General features: G+C 60.6%; 15 protein-coding genes and 1 pseudogene. 3 read left to right on the forward strand and 13 right to left on the reverse strand.

Features of this window, described 5'->3' with window-relative positions:
- Positions 1-36 precede the first annotated feature (36 nt).
- From ACPYOP_RS02835 to ACPYOP_RS02895, 13 genes and pseudogenes are all read right to left on the reverse strand, one after another.
- Positions 37-255, reverse strand: a complete 219-nt coding sequence (locus tag ACPYOP_RS02835; protein WP_481408876.1) for a hypothetical protein — start codon at positions 253-255, stop codon at positions 37-39.
- A gap of 418 nt (positions 256-673) precedes the next feature.
- Positions 674-757: pseudogene (locus ACPYOP_RS02840) on the reverse strand (short-chain dehydrogenase); the annotation flags it as partial.
- A 94-nt stretch (positions 758-851) separates the two neighbouring features.
- Positions 852-2,444 carry a gamma-glutamyltransferase gene (gene ggt / locus ACPYOP_RS02845; protein ID WP_481408877.1) on the reverse strand — a complete coding sequence of 531 codons (1,593 nt, stop codon included), beginning with the start codon at positions 2,442-2,444 and terminating at the stop codon, positions 852-854.
- A gap of 37 nt (positions 2,445-2,481) precedes the next feature.
- A complete protein-coding gene (locus tag ACPYOP_RS02850) occupies positions 2,482-3,174 on the reverse strand; it encodes an ABC transporter permease (RefSeq protein WP_481408878.1) in 693 nt (230 codons plus the stop codon).
- Complete coding sequence (locus ACPYOP_RS02855) at positions 3,171-3,884, reverse strand: ABC transporter permease (protein ID WP_481408879.1); 714 nt, start codon at positions 3,882-3,884, stop codon at positions 3,171-3,173. The genes ACPYOP_RS02850 and ACPYOP_RS02855 overlap by 4 nt, the downstream gene beginning before the upstream one ends.
- A gap of 75 nt (positions 3,885-3,959) precedes the next feature.
- Entirely contained in the window at positions 3,960-4,811 is an 852-nt protein-coding gene (locus ACPYOP_RS02860; protein ID WP_481408880.1) for a transporter substrate-binding domain-containing protein, read from the reverse strand.
- A 93-nt stretch (positions 4,812-4,904) separates the two neighbouring features.
- Positions 4,905-5,618, reverse strand: coding sequence for a GntR family transcriptional regulator (locus ACPYOP_RS02865; RefSeq protein ID WP_481408881.1), 714 nt, complete (start codon positions 5,616-5,618; stop codon positions 4,905-4,907).
- A 63-nt stretch (positions 5,619-5,681) separates the two neighbouring features.
- Positions 5,682-7,352 carry an amidohydrolase gene (locus ACPYOP_RS02870; protein WP_481408882.1) on the reverse strand — a complete coding sequence of 557 codons (1,671 nt, stop codon included), beginning with the start codon at positions 7,350-7,352 and terminating at the stop codon, positions 5,682-5,684.
- A gap of 56 nt (positions 7,353-7,408) precedes the next feature.
- A complete protein-coding gene (locus ACPYOP_RS02875) occupies positions 7,409-8,929 on the reverse strand; it encodes an aldehyde dehydrogenase family protein (RefSeq protein WP_481408883.1) in 1,521 nt (506 codons plus the stop codon).
- Between the two features lie 38 nt (positions 8,930-8,967).
- A complete protein-coding gene (locus ACPYOP_RS02880) occupies positions 8,968-9,762 on the reverse strand; it encodes an ABC transporter permease (RefSeq protein WP_481409084.1) in 795 nt (264 codons plus the stop codon).
- Positions 9,762-10,613 carry an ABC transporter permease gene (locus ACPYOP_RS02885; protein ID WP_481408884.1) on the reverse strand — a complete coding sequence of 284 codons (852 nt, stop codon included), beginning with the start codon at positions 10,611-10,613 and terminating at the stop codon, positions 9,762-9,764. The genes ACPYOP_RS02880 and ACPYOP_RS02885 overlap by 1 nt, the downstream gene beginning before the upstream one ends.
- 4 nt (positions 10,614-10,617) lie before the next feature.
- Entirely contained in the window at positions 10,618-11,658 is a 1,041-nt protein-coding gene (locus ACPYOP_RS02890; RefSeq protein ID WP_481408885.1) for an ABC transporter ATP-binding protein, read from the reverse strand.
- Between the two features lie 70 nt (positions 11,659-11,728).
- The gene (locus tag ACPYOP_RS02895; RefSeq protein ID WP_481408886.1) at positions 11,729-12,835 is read right to left on the reverse strand and encodes an ABC transporter substrate-binding protein; all 1,107 of its coding nucleotides are present in this window, start codon (positions 12,833-12,835) and stop codon (positions 11,729-11,731) included.
- 156 nt (positions 12,836-12,991) lie between these two features.
- Between ACPYOP_RS02895 and speB the strand changes: the two genes are divergently transcribed.
- From speB to ACPYOP_RS02910, 3 genes are all read left to right on the forward strand, one after another.
- The gene (speB, locus tag ACPYOP_RS02900) at positions 12,992-14,044 is read left to right on the forward strand and encodes an agmatinase (RefSeq protein ID WP_481408887.1); all 1,053 of its coding nucleotides are present in this window, start codon (positions 12,992-12,994) and stop codon (positions 14,042-14,044) included.
- A gap of 65 nt (positions 14,045-14,109) precedes the next feature.
- Entirely contained in the window at positions 14,110-15,033 is a 924-nt protein-coding gene (locus tag ACPYOP_RS02905; protein WP_481408888.1) for a LysR family transcriptional regulator, read from the forward strand.
- A 200-nt stretch (positions 15,034-15,233) separates the two neighbouring features.
- A complete protein-coding gene (locus ACPYOP_RS02910) occupies positions 15,234-16,181 on the forward strand; it encodes a LysR family transcriptional regulator (RefSeq protein ID WP_481408889.1) in 948 nt (315 codons plus the stop codon).
- Positions 16,182-16,232: the final 51 nt, after the last annotated feature.

A 16,232-nucleotide genomic window follows, 5' to 3' on the forward strand; every position in this document is an offset into this window, starting at 1 on the left:
ACGAAGCTAAAGCCAATCATCGAGCCGCTCGATCCCTCAAAACATGATCGGGCGGCTTTTTCGGGCGGCATCGAGCAGGTCGATAACTTCTTTCAGAAGACCGCAAACAAGCTTCAGAAGAGCGACAATCTTCGCGTTTTCGTGATGACGAAAAACGGAGGCCCGGTGATAGGCTTCTACGCCATCAACAGTCACGCCATTGATTATACGGAGCTTCCGAAAAAATTCGCCCACGACCGCCTGGACATGGGTCAATTCCCGCGGCCTACATCTCAATGATCGGTCGCGACTCGAAATTCGCTGGCGGCGGATAGGGCGGCGACCTGCCGATCGACTGCTTGACGCGAATAGCACGTATCTCGGATGACATAGAACATAGCTCGCGTCGAAGAGCTGGTTTCTCAATACTTTGACAAAACGAGATGTGGGTTTTTGGTTCATATCCTTTCAAGAGTAACGGTTCGCAGATGTCCATACCGAAGAGATAGGCAACAGAACCTATCTGATGCCTTATAGACCTATGGCATCTGCGATTAGTGGCCATAGACCTGCCGCGACTCATGCGGATGTTCGACTGGAGCATTTCCGCTTTTCTTCGAACCGCGAAAACGCCCTATCTTATTGTTTCGCTACGCATTCCGGACGGAAAACCGCTGCGCACTTTTCCTGGAATTGCCGCGAGCGAGCTCGTGACGATGATGCTGCCTCCATCGCGGATCAGCGGTGCGATCGTCTGCACGCCGAAGAACACGCCGCGCTTTAGACTGTTTGAGCATCGATCACGAGTTCTGCGCGCCATGCCATTCCATCTTGTCGCCTGAAGAAATTCCGTTCATGGGGGACAGAAGCCCTCAAATTCCGAGGGCTACACCGTCCTTTCTGGATTCCGATGCTCCGGTCAGCGTCCCGTTGTCCCAATCGATGCGGATCGCTTGCGCTCCGCCAATCGGATCCTCCGCAGGCGAAAAGGTAAAACCACGTCGTTCGAGTTCGGCCTTGATCGCGCCGTCAATCGTATGCTCGGCCTCCACTCTTGTTCCATCGGCAGTCGGCATCACCCGGGGCAGATCGATCGCCTCCTGTAGGTCCATGCCGTAATCGAGGACCTTGGAGATAAGATGGGCATGGCCAAGGGCCTGGTAGTAGCCGCCCATCACCCCGAACGACATCTCCACTCGGCCGTTGCGCGTGACCATACCTGGAATGATCGTGTGAAGTGGCCGCTTCGATGGTGCGATTCGGTTCGGATGACCCGGCGTGAGCGAGAAGCTTTGGCCCCGATTGTGCAGTATGACGCCGGAGCGCGGCGCGACCAACCCGGTCCCGAAACTGTCGAAGATCGAGTTGATGAAGCTCACGGCGTTGCGGTCGCGATCGATGACCGAGATATAGACGGTGTCGCGATGAAGCGGCATTTCGAACGGCGGCAGGTCGGTCAGTGCCTTTTCCAGCTTGATCGTTGCCGCAAGCCGGTCGGCCAGCGAATCCGACAGCAACTCATCCACCGGGACATCTGCCTTGTCGGGATCGGCGATCCAGGCGTCACGGGCGGCATAGGCAAGGCGCGTCGCCTCGATCTCGACATGCAGTCGGTCCGGCGATAGTGGATCGCCCTTGGCCTCGAAGCGGCTCAGGATGTTGAGGATCAAGAGCGCGATGATGCCCTGGCCGTTCGGCGGGCATTCGTGAATCGTATAGCCGCGAAAATCGGTGGTAACCGGAATAACATATTCACCGCGCGCGCTGGCAAAGTCTTCCTTCGTGTGAAGTCCGCCAAGAGAGCGTAAATAGGCGACGATGTCTTCGGCGACGGGACCGCGATAGAAGCCGTCACGGCCTTCGGCGGCAAGACGTTTGAAGGTTTCTGCCAGCTCCGGCTGCCGATGCACCTCGCCGATCTTTGGCGCCCGCCCGCCCGGAAGGAAGATCCTCGCTGCCGTCGCATCGGCGGCGAGCAGTTCCTCCTCCAAGGACCAATCGCGATGCACGCGCGGCGTGATCGCGTAACCTTCTTCGGCAAAGCGGATTGCCGGCGCAAGCACGTCAGCAAAAGGGAGCTGGCCGTGATCGGCGTGCAGGCGTGTCCATGCATCGATCGCGCCCGGAACCGTTACTGCGGCCGGCGACTGACGTGGGACCTCTGTCAGGCCGCGCTCCTCGAACCAGTCGGCAGTCAAAGCGGCCGGCGTGCGGCCAGAGCCGTTGTAGGCGACGACCTTGTCCGATCCGCCCGGCGCATAGAGCGCGAAACAGTCGCCACCGATGCCTGTCGAACCCGGCTCGACGACGCATTGCACGGCGCAGGCGGCAATGGCGGCGTCCATGGCATTGCCGCCGGCCTCCATGATCTGCAGCGCGGTGAGCGTTGCGGAAGGGTGCGAGGTCGCCGCCATCGCATGGCGCGATACCGCGACGGATCGCGTCGGCTTCTCGAAATTGCGCATTGTGTTCATTCTCCTCGTTAATTCCGCAAGGCCTGCTTCAGGCACGCGGCCGGTAGGGCGTAAGCCAGGTTTCAAGCGCATTCAGCGCCGAGATGATGGTGAAGTTGAGCGTCAGATAGATAGCGCCGGCCGCTATGAAGACCTCGACGGCACGATAGGTCTGCGAAATCAGTCCCTGTGCGATACCGGTGACCTCAATCAGGGTGATGATCGATGCAAGGGACGTGCCCTTGACCATCAGGATGATCTCGTTGTTGTAACTCGGAATCGCCTGACGTAATGCGAGGGGCAGGACAACGAGGCGCAGCGTGAGCAAGCGTGGGAGGCCCAACGCCGAGGCCGCCTCGACCAGGCCGCGCGGCACGCCCAGCATCGCTCCGCGCAGGATCTCGCTTCCATAGGCCGCAGTATTGAGGCTGAGTGCGATGATGGCGCACCAATAGGGCTCACGGAACAGCCACCAGAGCCCGATCGCCTGGAGCGTTGGCCGGAACTGGCCGAGGCCATAATAGATGAGGAAGATCTGCACGAGCAGTGGAGTGCCGCGGAAGACCGCGACGAAGGCCCGGATGGGCCAAACCAGGAGCCGATAATTTCCCTGCTGGGCAAGTGCCAGCAGCAGCGCCATGATGAATCCGATGCTGATCGAGAAGGCAGCAAGCTGCAGAGTCATCGGCAGGCCGGCGAGCAATGCGGGGATGATCTCGAGAAAGAAGGTGAGGTCGATCATGCGTGGACCATGCCTCGCCAGGCACGGGCCTCGCCGTAGCGGAAAACCGAACCCGTCACGGCGGCGATGATGAAGTAGAGCACGGCGGCTGCAATATAGAAGATGAAGGGCTCCCGAGTGGAGCCGGCGCCGATCTGCGCCTGGCGCATCAGTTCGACGAGGCCGATCACGGAGATCAGTGCCGAGTCCTTGAGCACCAGCTGCCAGACGTTGCCGAGCCCCGGCAGCGCGTGACGCATGAGTTGTGGCACGATGACGAGACGCAAGGATTGGTATCGGGACAGGCCGAGCGCCTTGCAGGCGTCGAACTGGCCGCAATCCACCGCCTGGTAGGCGCCCCGATAAACCTCTCCCTGATAGGCGCCGGAAATGATGCCGATCGCGAGCACGCCGGTCGCAAATGTCGGCAATCCGATGAAGCCCGCGTTGCCCGCGAGCTTCCCGATCTGCGTCAGGGCGATGCTGCCGCCATAATAAAGCAGGTAGATCGTCAGCAGATCGGGAATACCGCGAAACACCGTGCCATAGGCCTTGGCGAGCCCGGCAGGAACAAGACGCGAGGATAGCCTGCCGCCTGCGGCGAGTGCGCCGAAGACGGCGCCGAGAAGGAAGCCGAGGACTGACAGAGATAGCGTAACACCGGATGCCACGAGCAGGGCGACGTCCCAGCTGCCCTGCCCGAAGCCAAAATTGCGAAAGATATCGGTCATGTGATTTTAGAGCCTTTCAGCGCGCTGCCCGACCGCACGGCCGAAGCCAGTCCGATCGGGCAGGTCCGCTCGTACCTACTTGACCGGCGTCACATCTGTCTTCACCCACTTCTCGGAGAGGCGCTTGATCGTGCCATCTGCGATCGCCCCGTCTATCGCTGCGTTCAGCATCTCCTTGAGCTTGGTGTCTTCTTTGCGCAGGCCCGCGCCGGTTCCGAGACCGAAGAGGCCGCCCACAAAGCTCGGCCCCGCGAGCGTGTAATTGGCAAATTCAGGTTTCGCGAGCGTTGTGGCGAGGGCTGTCTGTTGCGCGAACAACGCATCGATGCGGCCCGCCGCGAGATCGAGGTCATGCTGCTCGGTTGTTTTGTATTCACGGATTTCCACCGTGTCTCCGAAGTATTTCTTGACGAACTCAAGCATTGTCGTTGCTGCCTGGACACCGACCACCTTGCCCTTCAGCATGGGCTTCAGCTTTTCGATCGCGGCCATGGAGGCAGCTTTGTCGTCCATGTTGAACTTTTCGCCGGAAAGACCGAGCTTACCAAGCTCACTATCCTTGGCGACGGCGAAACTGCCCGGATCGACCGCATAGGGCTGCGTGAAGTCGATCGTCTCGAGGCGTTTCGGCGTTATGAACATGCCGGCCATGATCACATCGAACTTCCCGACTTTCAGTGACGGGATAAGGCCTTCCCAATCCTGTGCGATGATCGTGCATTTGATCTTCATCCGGGCGCAAAGATCGTTAGCGAGGTCGATCTCCAGGCCGTCGAGCTTGCCGTCGGCATTGGTGAAATTCCAAGGCGCATAAGCGCCTTCGGTGGCGATGGTTATCGCCTTTGGAGCATCCTGGGCGAGGGTGGTGTGGCCGAAGCCGAGCATTCCGAATAGGGCCGCGACGGCGGCCAGGCGATGAATTTTCATGTGAGTTCCCCTTTCGTTGGCTGATCTAGCTGTTCCCGTCGCCCGTTTCCGGTCTGTTGCCGGTTTGGGGCATTTCTCTCCGGCCGGCGCTGATCACCGGCTCGGTGTCACGAACTCGGCGAGCAACGGTGCTGTGCCGAGAATATGATCCTGCATTACCTGCTCCGCTTGGCGCGCATCGCCGGAACGCAGCGCCGCGATCACCGCAGCATGCTCTTCACGGGCGGAGAGCGGCTTTTCGACATAGTCGAACCAGATGCGCATGTAGGGTTCGATCACCGCGTGCAGCGTCGCGATCTGGTGAATGAGCTTGGGCCTTTGGCTCAGCGCGCAAATGCGGCCGTGAAATTCCTGGTGCCGGACCACCCAGTCACTGCTGCCACTCTTGCCGGCGCGCTCCATGCGCTCGAGCAGGCGATCGAGTTCTTCGAGTTCGTCTTCGTCGATGCGCGGCATTGCCAGTCTGACCGCGAGGCCCTCCAGCACGGACCGCATTTCAAAAATCTCGTAGAGTTCATCAACTGTAAGACCGGCGACGATGCAGCCGCGATTGGGCCGCAGAACCACCAACCCTTCGGAAGCAAGGCGCCGGAACGCCTCCCGCACCGGCATGCGGCTCATGCCGATCTCACCTGCGATGTCCTCAGGAATCAATCGTTCGCCTGGCTTGTAGCGGCCAAGCCGAAGCGCTCGCCGGATGTGCAGATAAGCCTCTTCCTCGGCCGTGGAGGCATGCTTTCCAAATGAGGCAATGGATGAGGACATCAAACCTCCATTCTGGCTTTTTGTATCCACTGATCCAATCATAAGTCATTCCTGTTGGTCAAGCTCGCCAAACCCGGTTGAGGATTAGGGCTTGTTCTCTGCTGCTCACGCTGCGTAGGTGATTTGTCCTCCGCAGATGGTGTAGCGCGGCGCGACATTGACCATCTCGTCGGGCTCGATGGCCTGAAGATCGTGGTCCCAGACGACGAGATCGGCGGCAAAGCCGGCTTTCAGCTGGCCTTTCCAGCTGTCGGCGAATTCGGCATATGCGCCTCGGACCGTATAGGCGTCCAGCGCCTCCATGAGCGTCTGCCGGTTGTCTGGCTGGTCGTCGGTCCAAGGCTTACGGGTCATAGCGGAATGCATCGAGAGTATCGGTGACACGGGAGAAACCGGCCAATCGCTCGAGAAGATCAAGTCGATGCCGGCATCGCGAATGGCGCGCCATGCGTAGGAGCGAGCCCAGTTCTCGCGGCCAATGCGCGACAGCGTCGGTTCAAGGGGCAGGCCCATCTGGCCGGGCGGGACGGTAGGCTGCATGGACGCGATAATCTTCATCTGCGCCATCCGGGTCAGATCGCCAGCCCGCACCACTTCGATGTGCTCGACCCGGTGGCGGCTGTCGCGTTTGCCATTGCTGGCCTCCACGGCCGCATATCCATCGATGACGTTGGCGACGGCGCCGTCACCGATGGCATGGACGGCGATCTGCAGGCCGCGCTTGTCCGCCTCGATACAAACACGATCAAAAGTCGCCTGGTCGAAACGCGGCTCGCCCTTCCAACCCGGCCGGTCGGCATAATCGTCGTACATGACGGCCGTATGGGAATCGAGAACGCCGTCCATGAACATCTTGACGGTGCCGGAATTCAGCCATTCGCCATTGAAGTCGGCCCGCATTTGAGCTGCCTTGTCCATCTGGGTGACGATGTCGCCGCCGGTATAATGGAAAGGGATCCTCCCTCGGCAGATCAGCCCGCCCTCCGCCTGGATCTCCGAGAGCAGTTCAAGCTGATAGCGATTGCCATCCATGTTCTGAAAGCTCGTAATGCCGTGGGCTGCAAGGTGCTGAAGTCCGCGTTTCAGAAGAGCCCGGTCATAGGCACGCTCGGCGGCGCTCGGTTCCGGATCGGGTTCACCGCCGGTGCTGAGGCCCAGCAGGTCGCGGCCGCCATTGGCGCCGAGGGCGATGACGTCGTCGAAGGCATAGTGTTCGCGCAGTTCGCCGGTCGCCAGGCCGTCCTCGCCCATTACGATTTCATTGCCCGGCGGAAGAGCGCGGCCCTCCAGAATGCCTGCCTTTGTCAGCGCGATCGTGTTCGCCCAGATAGTGTGATGGTCCGGCGACATGACGGCAAGTGGCCTATCCGGCAAGATTGAGTCCAGGACTTGGCGATCCACGCCACGGTCAGCGCCCAAAATGGTATAGTCGCACCCGTTGGCCAGCAGAAGGGGATCGGTCGGTCTCGATGCCGCATAAGCCAGCACCGCAGCCTTCATTGCGTCATATCCCTTGACGTTGAACAGCGAGAGCTGATCGAGTTCACTCGATCCGCCGAAGAGGTGGATATGGCTTTCGTTTATGCCGGGGGTGACAGTTGCTCCGCTCGCATCGATTATATGGGTTGCGGAGTTGCGATAGGCTGCAATCTCGTTTCGGCTGCCCACGGCCAGAATACGCCCGCCGGCGATCGCAATCGCTTCGGCCTCGGGTTGGTCCGGGTTCATAGAAAGAACGCGGCCATTGGTGATAATCAAGTCTGCTGAAGCAGTCATGCAATTACCTTTCAAGGGTATCGAGTGTTCGACATCGGGCTGGTCCCGCGAGCCGCTCAGACCGCGCTCGTAACGTGTTTGACGCCACGATAGGCCGCGAGCCCCCAAGGGCCTAGTTCACGGCCGATGCCGCTCGCCTTGAAGCCACCCCAAGCGGTGTTGGGGAAGATCATCTGAGGCGTGTTCACCCAGATATGACCGGCGTCGAGGCGGCGTGCCACTGCAGCCGCGGCGTCGCCGTCCGTTCCGACCACGGTGGCGGCCAGTCCGAAATCGGTGTCGTTGGCCAGTGCGACGGCCTCGTCGACACCAGTGAAACTGCGCATCGCCAAAACCGGCCCGAAGATCTCCTCCCGCCACATCGCATGATCAGTCGGCACGTTTCGGTAGATGGACGGCTCGACGAAGAAACCCCGCCGGCCATGGACGGGGTTGCCGCCGGCAATGCAGTCCAACCCGGCGGCGCGTGCCTTCTCCAGAACAGCCTTCACCTTGGCAAACTGCTCGGTGGTCGTCAGCGGGCCCATCTGCGCATCTGGTTCGTCATGCCCGGCGACCAGAAGCTGGTTGGCCTTGGCAACGAGCGCTGCGGTGACGTCCTCGGCGATCCTCTCAGCCACCAGTAGCCTTGAGGTTGCCGAGCACATTTGCCCGCAATTGAAGAAGATGCCGGCCGCCGCGACCTCCACCGCCTGGGCAATGTCGGCATCTTCGAGAATGATGATCGGGGACTTTCCGCCAAGCTCCAAAGACACCGGAACGACGCGGCTGGCTGCCGCGGCCATGACCCGGCTGCCGGTCGCATTCGACCCAGTGAAGGAAATCTTGCGGATGCGCCGGTCGGAACAAAGCGCCGCGCCGACCTCGCCACCCCCGGGAACGATATTCAGTACGCCGGCGGGAAGGCCGATCTGCGTGGCGAGATCACCATAGACCAGTTCGGCGAGCGTCGTGAATTCGGAAGGCTTGAGCACGGCGGTGCAGCCTGCCGCCAGTGCCGGTGCGAGCTTCCAGGCGGTCGTGACCATCGGGAAGTTCCAAGCCACGATCAGGCCGACCGGGCCGAGCGGCTCGAAATAGGTGGCGCCGGTCAGTGACTCGTCGCCAAGCAAGACGGGCCGGCCCTGCTGGTCGTCAAGCTCCGCAGCGAGGCTGGCATAATAGTCGAAGGTCGCAGCGGCATCGTCCACATCGATTTCGGCCTCGTATCGCGGCTTTCCGTTGTTCAGGATCTGCAGGGCGACGAGATCAGGTTTCCGGTCTCTCAGTCCCGCCGCGATGGCGCGCAGGAAGTCGGCCCGCTCGCCGCCGCTCGTGCGTCTCCAGTCCATGAACACCCTTTCTGCCGCTTGCGTTGCCTCCGCCACCTGCTCGGCAGAGGCCGGCAGGATTCTTGCGAAGGCTTCTCCCGTGGACGGGTCGATAGCGAGGATCGCCGCTGCACCGCGCCCGGTCTGCCAGCGGCCGCCGACAAACACAGCCTCGGGCCGCTCCAGGAGATCAGCAGGCACGTTCAGATGCTGTGGGCGGGAAAATGTCATGGTCACAGCTGCAGTCTCCATTTCGATGCGTTTCATGTGTTGCCGCCGGGCGGTGTGTCCCGGAGGGTCTGCCGTCACCTGCGGTAGGCGCCCAGCAACTTGGGGAGGTCTCCGAAACGGGCGACCAGCGAGAAGATGACGACCGTCAGGATGACGAAGAAGATCGAGGCCGATGCCATGACCGGCGTGTACCCGTAGCGAAGTGAGTTGAAGATCCGCATCGGCAGCGTCTCCAGAACGGCACCGACCGTCATGTAGGCGATCAGATATTCGTTCAGGGAGACGACAAAGGCGAAAGCGAAGCCTGAGATCAGGTAGGGTCGGACCAAAGGGAAGACGATGGTGCGCAGAATTACGCGGTTGTCCGCACCCATGGTCGCGGCTGCTTCCGGCAGGCTGGCGTCCAGCGTGCTGAAACCGAGTGTCAGGGAGACGAGCGGCAGAGACACCAGAAAGATGCCGTGACTGACAATGACGGTAAAATACTGCCCATAGAAGCCGGTTTGCGTCCAGAAGGACAGGAAGCCAAGCGCCGTGATCACCGGCGGCAGGAGAAACGGGGCCAGGCCGATCGTGATGACGACCTTGACCCAGCCCAGCCGGTAGCGCCAGTTGAACCAGGCGATCGGAAAGGCGATCGCGACCGCGAAGGCGGCGGAGAACAGCGCGATGATCGCGCTGTTGAGTACGGCTCCCGACCAGTCGGCCGACCGGAAGAGATCTCCATACCAGCCCAGATTGAAGCCCTGCGGCGGAAAGGTCAGCGACTTCTTCTCGTTGACGGAGACGCCGAACACGACGACCAGCGGCGCTGCCATGATGATGCCGAGTAGGCTGAAGGACAAGCGACGGAGAAAGACTTGTCCCATCATGCGCGCTCCTTGCGGCCGAATTGCACGACGGTGATCACGATCAGAAACGTCACGATCACCAGGAACACCGCAAGCGCTGCGGCGAAGGGGATATTCGACTGCACAAGCGCCTGGTCGCTGATGGCGACCGACAAGGTCCAGTGCTGGGGACGGCCCAGGATCTGGGGCATCAAATAGGTGCCGAGCGTAAAGACGAGCAGCATGAGAAAGGTCGTGACGATTGTGTTGCGCTGCATGGGCAGCACGACGCCGAAGAAGGTCCGGAGCGGCGACATGTCGAGCGTTCTTGCGGCTTCCTCGATATGCGGATCGACCCGCGACAGGATGGGGTAGAGCACGAGAACGGCATAGGGGAAAGCGGTATAGACGACACCTGCCACGAGGGCTGCGAGGCCCGGCGTATAGGAGGCCGGCTTGTCGATGAGCCCGATGAAAACGAGGAAATTGCTGATCCCGGCCGTGCGCGACAGAAGTGTCGACCAGGCAAAGCCGATGATCGATTCCGACAGCGAGAGGATGGAGAGCAGGAAGATCAGCCAGCACACCTGCGTCGACCGCGGCGCATGGACCAGCAGGTAGGAGAAGGGAAAGGCGATCACGATCGCGATGGCAGCGACACCGAAGGCCAGACCGAAGGTCGCGACCAGCAACCCAACGAAAAAGGGGCTGAGCAGGCGCCGGTAGTTCGCAAGAGTGAACGTGGTTTCAGGCGACCCAAAACTTGAATTCTCATGGAACGAGGTCAGGACCATCGTGCCGAAAGGCACGACGAAGAGCACGATCAGAAGCGCTGCGGGAACGATGATCGGAAGATAGCCTGCAATGGTCCTTGGGCTTGAAGCGTTCATCGGATCACCTCAGGACGACGCAGGTCGCGCCATTGACGTGGATGTGGACGGGGCGGCCGACCGTCAGGCCGGTCTCGCGGCGAGAGGGAAGGGCAACGACCACGTCCTTCTCCATGCCCTCAACGGCAATGCTGACCTCAATGCTGGCCCCAAGATAGCGAGCGAAGGCGATGTGACCGAAGAGGCTGCTGTCGCTGGCCTCGTCGCGCAGTTCGAGGTCCTCGGGGCGTACGGAGAAAGTGAAGGTGCCCGAGGCCGGCGCATCCTTTAGGGTGACCATGCCGCTGGGAACGCTGACACGCCCCTGCGCGGTCACCTTGCCCTCGAAGAGGTTTGCCGCGCCGATGAAATCCGCGACGAAAGCGTTAGCGGGATTGCGATAGATCTCCAGCGGCGGGGCGACCTGCTGGATCACGCCGCCGGACATCAGTACCACCAGGTCGGCGGTCGTCATCGCCTCTTTCTGGTCATGCGTGACCAGAAAGGTCGTGATGCCGAGTTCCTGCTGCAGGCGCTTCAGTTCCACCTGCATCGCCTCGCGCAGCTTGGCGTCGAGCGCCGACATGGGCTCATCGAGAAGGAACAGCTTCGGCTTCAGCGCCAGAGCACGGGCGATCGCCACGCGCTGGCGCTGGCCGCCCGAAAGCTGCGTGATCGACCGGTCAGCGATGCCCGGCAGGTGCACGAGCGAGAGGAGCCTTTCCACCTCCGCTTTCTGCACCTCCTTCGACGCCCCGCGGATGCGCAAGGCGAAGGCTATGTTCTCGCCAACCGAGAGATGCGGGAAGAGCGCAAGCGACTGGAACACCATGCCGAAATTGCGCATATGGGCAGGCTCGTTGGTAATGTCGCGCCCGTCGAGAAGGATCCGCCCCCGCGACGCATCCTCAAGGCCGGCGATGATCCGCAGCAGCGTGGACTTTCCACAGCCGGATGGCCCCAGAAGGCACAGAAATTTGCCGTTTTCCACATTGAGCGAAATGTTGTTCAAGGCGGGCACGGGGCCGTAGGACTTGTTGATTTCGTAAATAGCCAGTCCGGACATGTGTTTCCTCCAGCGGGGTGCGCGGACGCGTCGCCTTTAAAGGTTGTATGCGGTCTATGGAGCGGGGCGATCAGCCCTGCTGCATCTCTGTCCAGACCTGATTGATGAATTCCGTCTTGAGCGCCTGCATCTCGTAATGCGGGGTGACCGGATCGATGTCGGAGGAGACGGAATCGAACTCCTCATCGGTCAAATCCATGCTGGAGCGCTCGACGATCGGTGCGCTGCCCAGCTTGCGGGCGAGCTTTGCCTGGGTCGAGGGCTGCGACATGTAGTCCATGTACACATGGGCGAGATCTAACGAGGAGGCCGCCGCCTTCGTCACAGCCCAGGTGCCATAGTCGTAGATGCCGCCTTCCTTCGGCATGGTGGAGCGGACGGGGAAGCCATCGCGCACCGCCAGTCGCGTCACGTCATGGAAATACTGACCCATGGGGATTTCGCCGGATTTCAGCGCCTGCTCGAACTGCGCCTCGTCGCGATACCAGAGGCGCACATTTGGCTTCAGCTCGCCGACCTTGGCTGCCGCCTCACGGATACCGTCGTCGGTGTCGAGATGCTTGATGCCGCCAAAGTAGACCTTGGCCGTGACTTCAAGGAGATACGAGTTGCCGACATTGGCGAGAAGGCCGAGGCTGTCCTTGTATTTTGGGTCCCAGATGTCCTTCCAGGACGTCGGGGCTTCGGGATAGACCTTGGTGTTGGAAACCAGCGTGACATACCAGCTTGTGGCGCCGATCGCGACGATCTCGCCCTGGCTATTCTGGCGGATCAGCGCCGGCTTGATGTATTTCATATTGGGGATTTTTTTCGGGTCGAGCGGCGCCCAGAGCCCGGAATTGGCGCCGCGGATCACGGGAACGCCCGCCATCATGGAGATGTCGACCGGCGACTTGCCGGCCTTGGCCGCCTGCTCCAGCTGGATTAGCCAGACCTCACCCGTCGGCTCGCCCACACTCTCGATCTTGATGCCCGTAGCGGCAGTGAAGTCCGGAAAAATTTCGGCGTCAAACGTGTCTTTGAAGTAGCCGCCGTACAGACCCACGCGCAGCTTTTTCTCCTGCGCCCGTGCGATATTCGGAAACCCGCTGACGATGGGTGCCAGACCGAGCCCGGACAACCCTTTGAGGATGCTGCGACGTCCCACGGATGTGTTTGAGATGCTTTCAATAGGCATGACGTTCCCCTGCATTTTTGGATTTATTAGCGGGAACTGTCACCGATCGCGTCGCGCAAATACATTACAATATCGGCGCCTTCACTTCGGGAAAATCCGAACTATTTCGAGGTGAAGGTCCACTAATATCGGTCATGTCACGGGGAGATTTTTTCAATGGTAGACAAGGCGCATCTCGACGCACTTCGAGCCAAATACGGCAACGCCTCTGGCGGCGATATTTTCGAACCGCACTTTCGGGAGGTGGCACAATCGCAATTCAAGGGCGGAGACAAGCGCAAGTGGCCGTTCGCCGGCATTCCGACACTTCTCGACGCGCCCGCTTTGCCGGAGGCTCAGGACGACGAGCACTTCGGGGGGCTGGATATCGCGCTGGTCGGCGTTCCCATGGATCTGGGAGTGACCAACCGCAATGGCAGTCGTTTCGGCCCGCGCGCCTTGCGCAACATCGAGCGCATCGGCCCTTACGACCATGTCCTGCGCACGTCGCCGATGAGCAAGGCCAAGATTGCCGATATCGGCGATGTCCCGATGCTCAGCCGCTTCGATCTTGCCCATTGCCACAGGGATATCGAAGCCTTCTACCGCAGGCTCGTCCGCGCAGGCGTGCGTCCGCTTAGCGTGGGCGGCGACCATTCCATAACCTCTTCTATTCTCAAGGCTGTCGGGGAGAGCAGGCCCGTCGGCCTTATCCACATCGACGCCCATTGCGATACGGCAGGCCCCTACGAGGGAACGAAGTTCCAGCACGGTGGGCCGTTCCGGCTGGCGGTGCTGGACGGAGTCCTCGACCCGCGGCGGACGATCCAGATCGGCATCCGCGGACCGGCGGAGTATCTCTGGGAATTTTCCTACGAGAGCGGGATGACGGTTGTGCATGCCGAGGAGGTGGGCCAGGCCAGTCTGCCTCGTCTGATCGAACGAGCGCGGGAGATCGTCGGCAACGGTCCAACATATGTTTCCTTCGACATCGACAGTGTGGACCCGGGCTTTGCGCCGGGCACGGGAACGCCGGAGGTGGGAGGACTTCTGCCGAGGGAAGTCCTGCAGATCCTGCGTGGGCTCAACGGGCTGAACATCATCGGCGGTGACGTTGTCGAAGTCGCGCCGCAATATGACGCTACCACCAACACCGCGCAGATCGCCGCGCAGGTGCTCCACACGATCCTTTGTTTGATGGTCAACAGCGGTCAGGTCGACGAGACTTAGCGGTGCCCTCTGGACCGCTTTTTGGGGGACACGCGCGTCAGGGCCGTCCGGGAGTTTGCGATCCCATGCGTTTGGTGCAATCTGGCGTCATGAAGATATCAGGTTCCGATCTCCACTTGTTTCGTGTGTTCGAAAGCGTCGTGCGTAATGGCGGCATCTCCGCGGCTCAGATGGAGCTCTCGCTCAGCCAACCGACGATCTCCAATCATTTAACGGCGCTCGAACAGCGTCTCGGAGTGAAGTTATGTGAGCGGGGACGCCGCGGGTTCTCCCTGACGGATGAGGGACGCCGGGTCTATGACATCAGTGTCGAAATGACTGGAATGTTGGACGCAAGTTCGGCGCGTCTGTCCTGCGTGCGAAGCGCTCTCGCAGGAAAGGTGAGTCTGGGAATTGTGGACTGCATCGCGACGGACCCGCGTCTGCAGATATCGGTTGCGATCGCCGAACTCTCCCGTGCCGCCCCCGAAATCGAGCTGAACCTCAGGATCATGCGGCCAAACGACATCACGATGGCGGTCGCCGCGCACGAGCTCGATGTCGGTATAGGCGGTTCCGACATCAAGGTGTCAGGCCTTTCTTACCGAACCCTCTACCGTGAAGAGCATGCGGTTTTCTGCGGTTTGGGCCATCCCCTGTTCGATGCCGCCGATGAAGCCGTCACAAGCGTTGACGGCGATGGATATCCTTGGGTCCATCGCGGCTACTGGAACGGCGTAAAGGGCCAGCGTTTCCACAATTCCATCCTGAACCGCGTGGCCTTCGACATCGAGGCGGAGATGTTGATGGTATTGTCGGGTGCCTATCTCGGAGTCCTTCCGGTCCACTATGCCAGCCTGTTCGAGCAGCAGGGGCGCCTGCGCCGGCTGCCCACATCAGATGAGGACTATTCCGCCGACATCGACCTCGCGACAAGGGCGGGCGAGCAGGCTGCCAATGTCACCTTTGTCGCCGAGGCAATCGTCAAGGCGCACGGGTTACATTTGTAAATGTCAATGTATCGGTTCATTGAACGTTATTTTTGGCGGCGCCCTCGCTGATTTAGTCTGGTGCCTGGGCGAATGGAGTTCTGGGCGAGACGCACTCTTCACGGATACTCTGCTCTGCTTTCCCGTGTGGCGCGACTGCCACGGCGAACGGCCGGCAGTCTCGGACCTGTTGGCGCACCGACGACGAGTGGAGACGGCAGATGCGAAAGTGCGAAGGTAATATCCGCAATCTGATTTCGGTCGATAATGCCGACATTCGTCTCATCCGGATCTTTATCCGGGTCGTGGAGGCCGGAGGCCTCTCGGCCGCGCAGGCCGATCTCAACCTCTCCCTCTCCACAATATCGGGAAAGATAACGGCGTTGGAGGAGAGGCTGGGCGTCACCCTCTGCAAGCGGGGGCGTGGCGGTTTTGAACTCACCGAAAGCGGCCGTACAATCTTCGACGAATGCCAGCGGCTCTTCGGTTCGCTCGACCAGTTCAGCCGCAGGGTGTCCGGCCTGCGCTCCAATCTCAGCGGTAATCTTGCCGTCGGCCTTGTCGACAACACGATCACCGATCCGATATCGCCTCTTGTGCGAACCATAGCAAAGCTCGCGGAAATCGCGCCTGCGCTTCACCTCTTAATCGAGACGAAGTCACCAGGCGAACTGTTGCGCGACGTCGTGTCGCGAAAGCTCGATCTCGTCGTCGGCAGTTTCCCGCGCATGGCGCTGGGCCTCGCCTACATCGATCTCTACGAGGAGACGCAGAATTTCTATTGCGGTTCGGGTCACCCGCTGTTTTCCGTGCCTGACGAGGATATTGGCATTGACGAGGCTCGGACACACCGCATCATCGGGCGGAATTACTGGGCGGCCCGCGACATCAAGATCTTCGCGATCAGCAGTCCGCACGCGACAGTATCCAGCATGGAGGCTGAAGCTCTCCTGATTCTGTCCGGCTGCTATCTCGGCTATCTTCCAGAACATTATGCCGCTCAATTCGTGCGCTCGGGACGGATGCGGTTGATCCGGCCTAACCTGTTTTCCTACAAGGCCAAGTTCCAGGTCGCGACGCTGGAGGATTGGAAGAGCCGGGCGGTCGTCCGGACCTTTGTTGATGTCATCAAGAGCTCAATGAAGACGACAACAATCCGCGCCGCTTAGCGGCAGTTCGACATTGCGGAAAAGCCTTCCGGCCGAAATTTCCTGAAAACA

The sequence above is a fragment of the Rhizobium sp. KNZ2-6A genome, assembly GCF_056755475.1.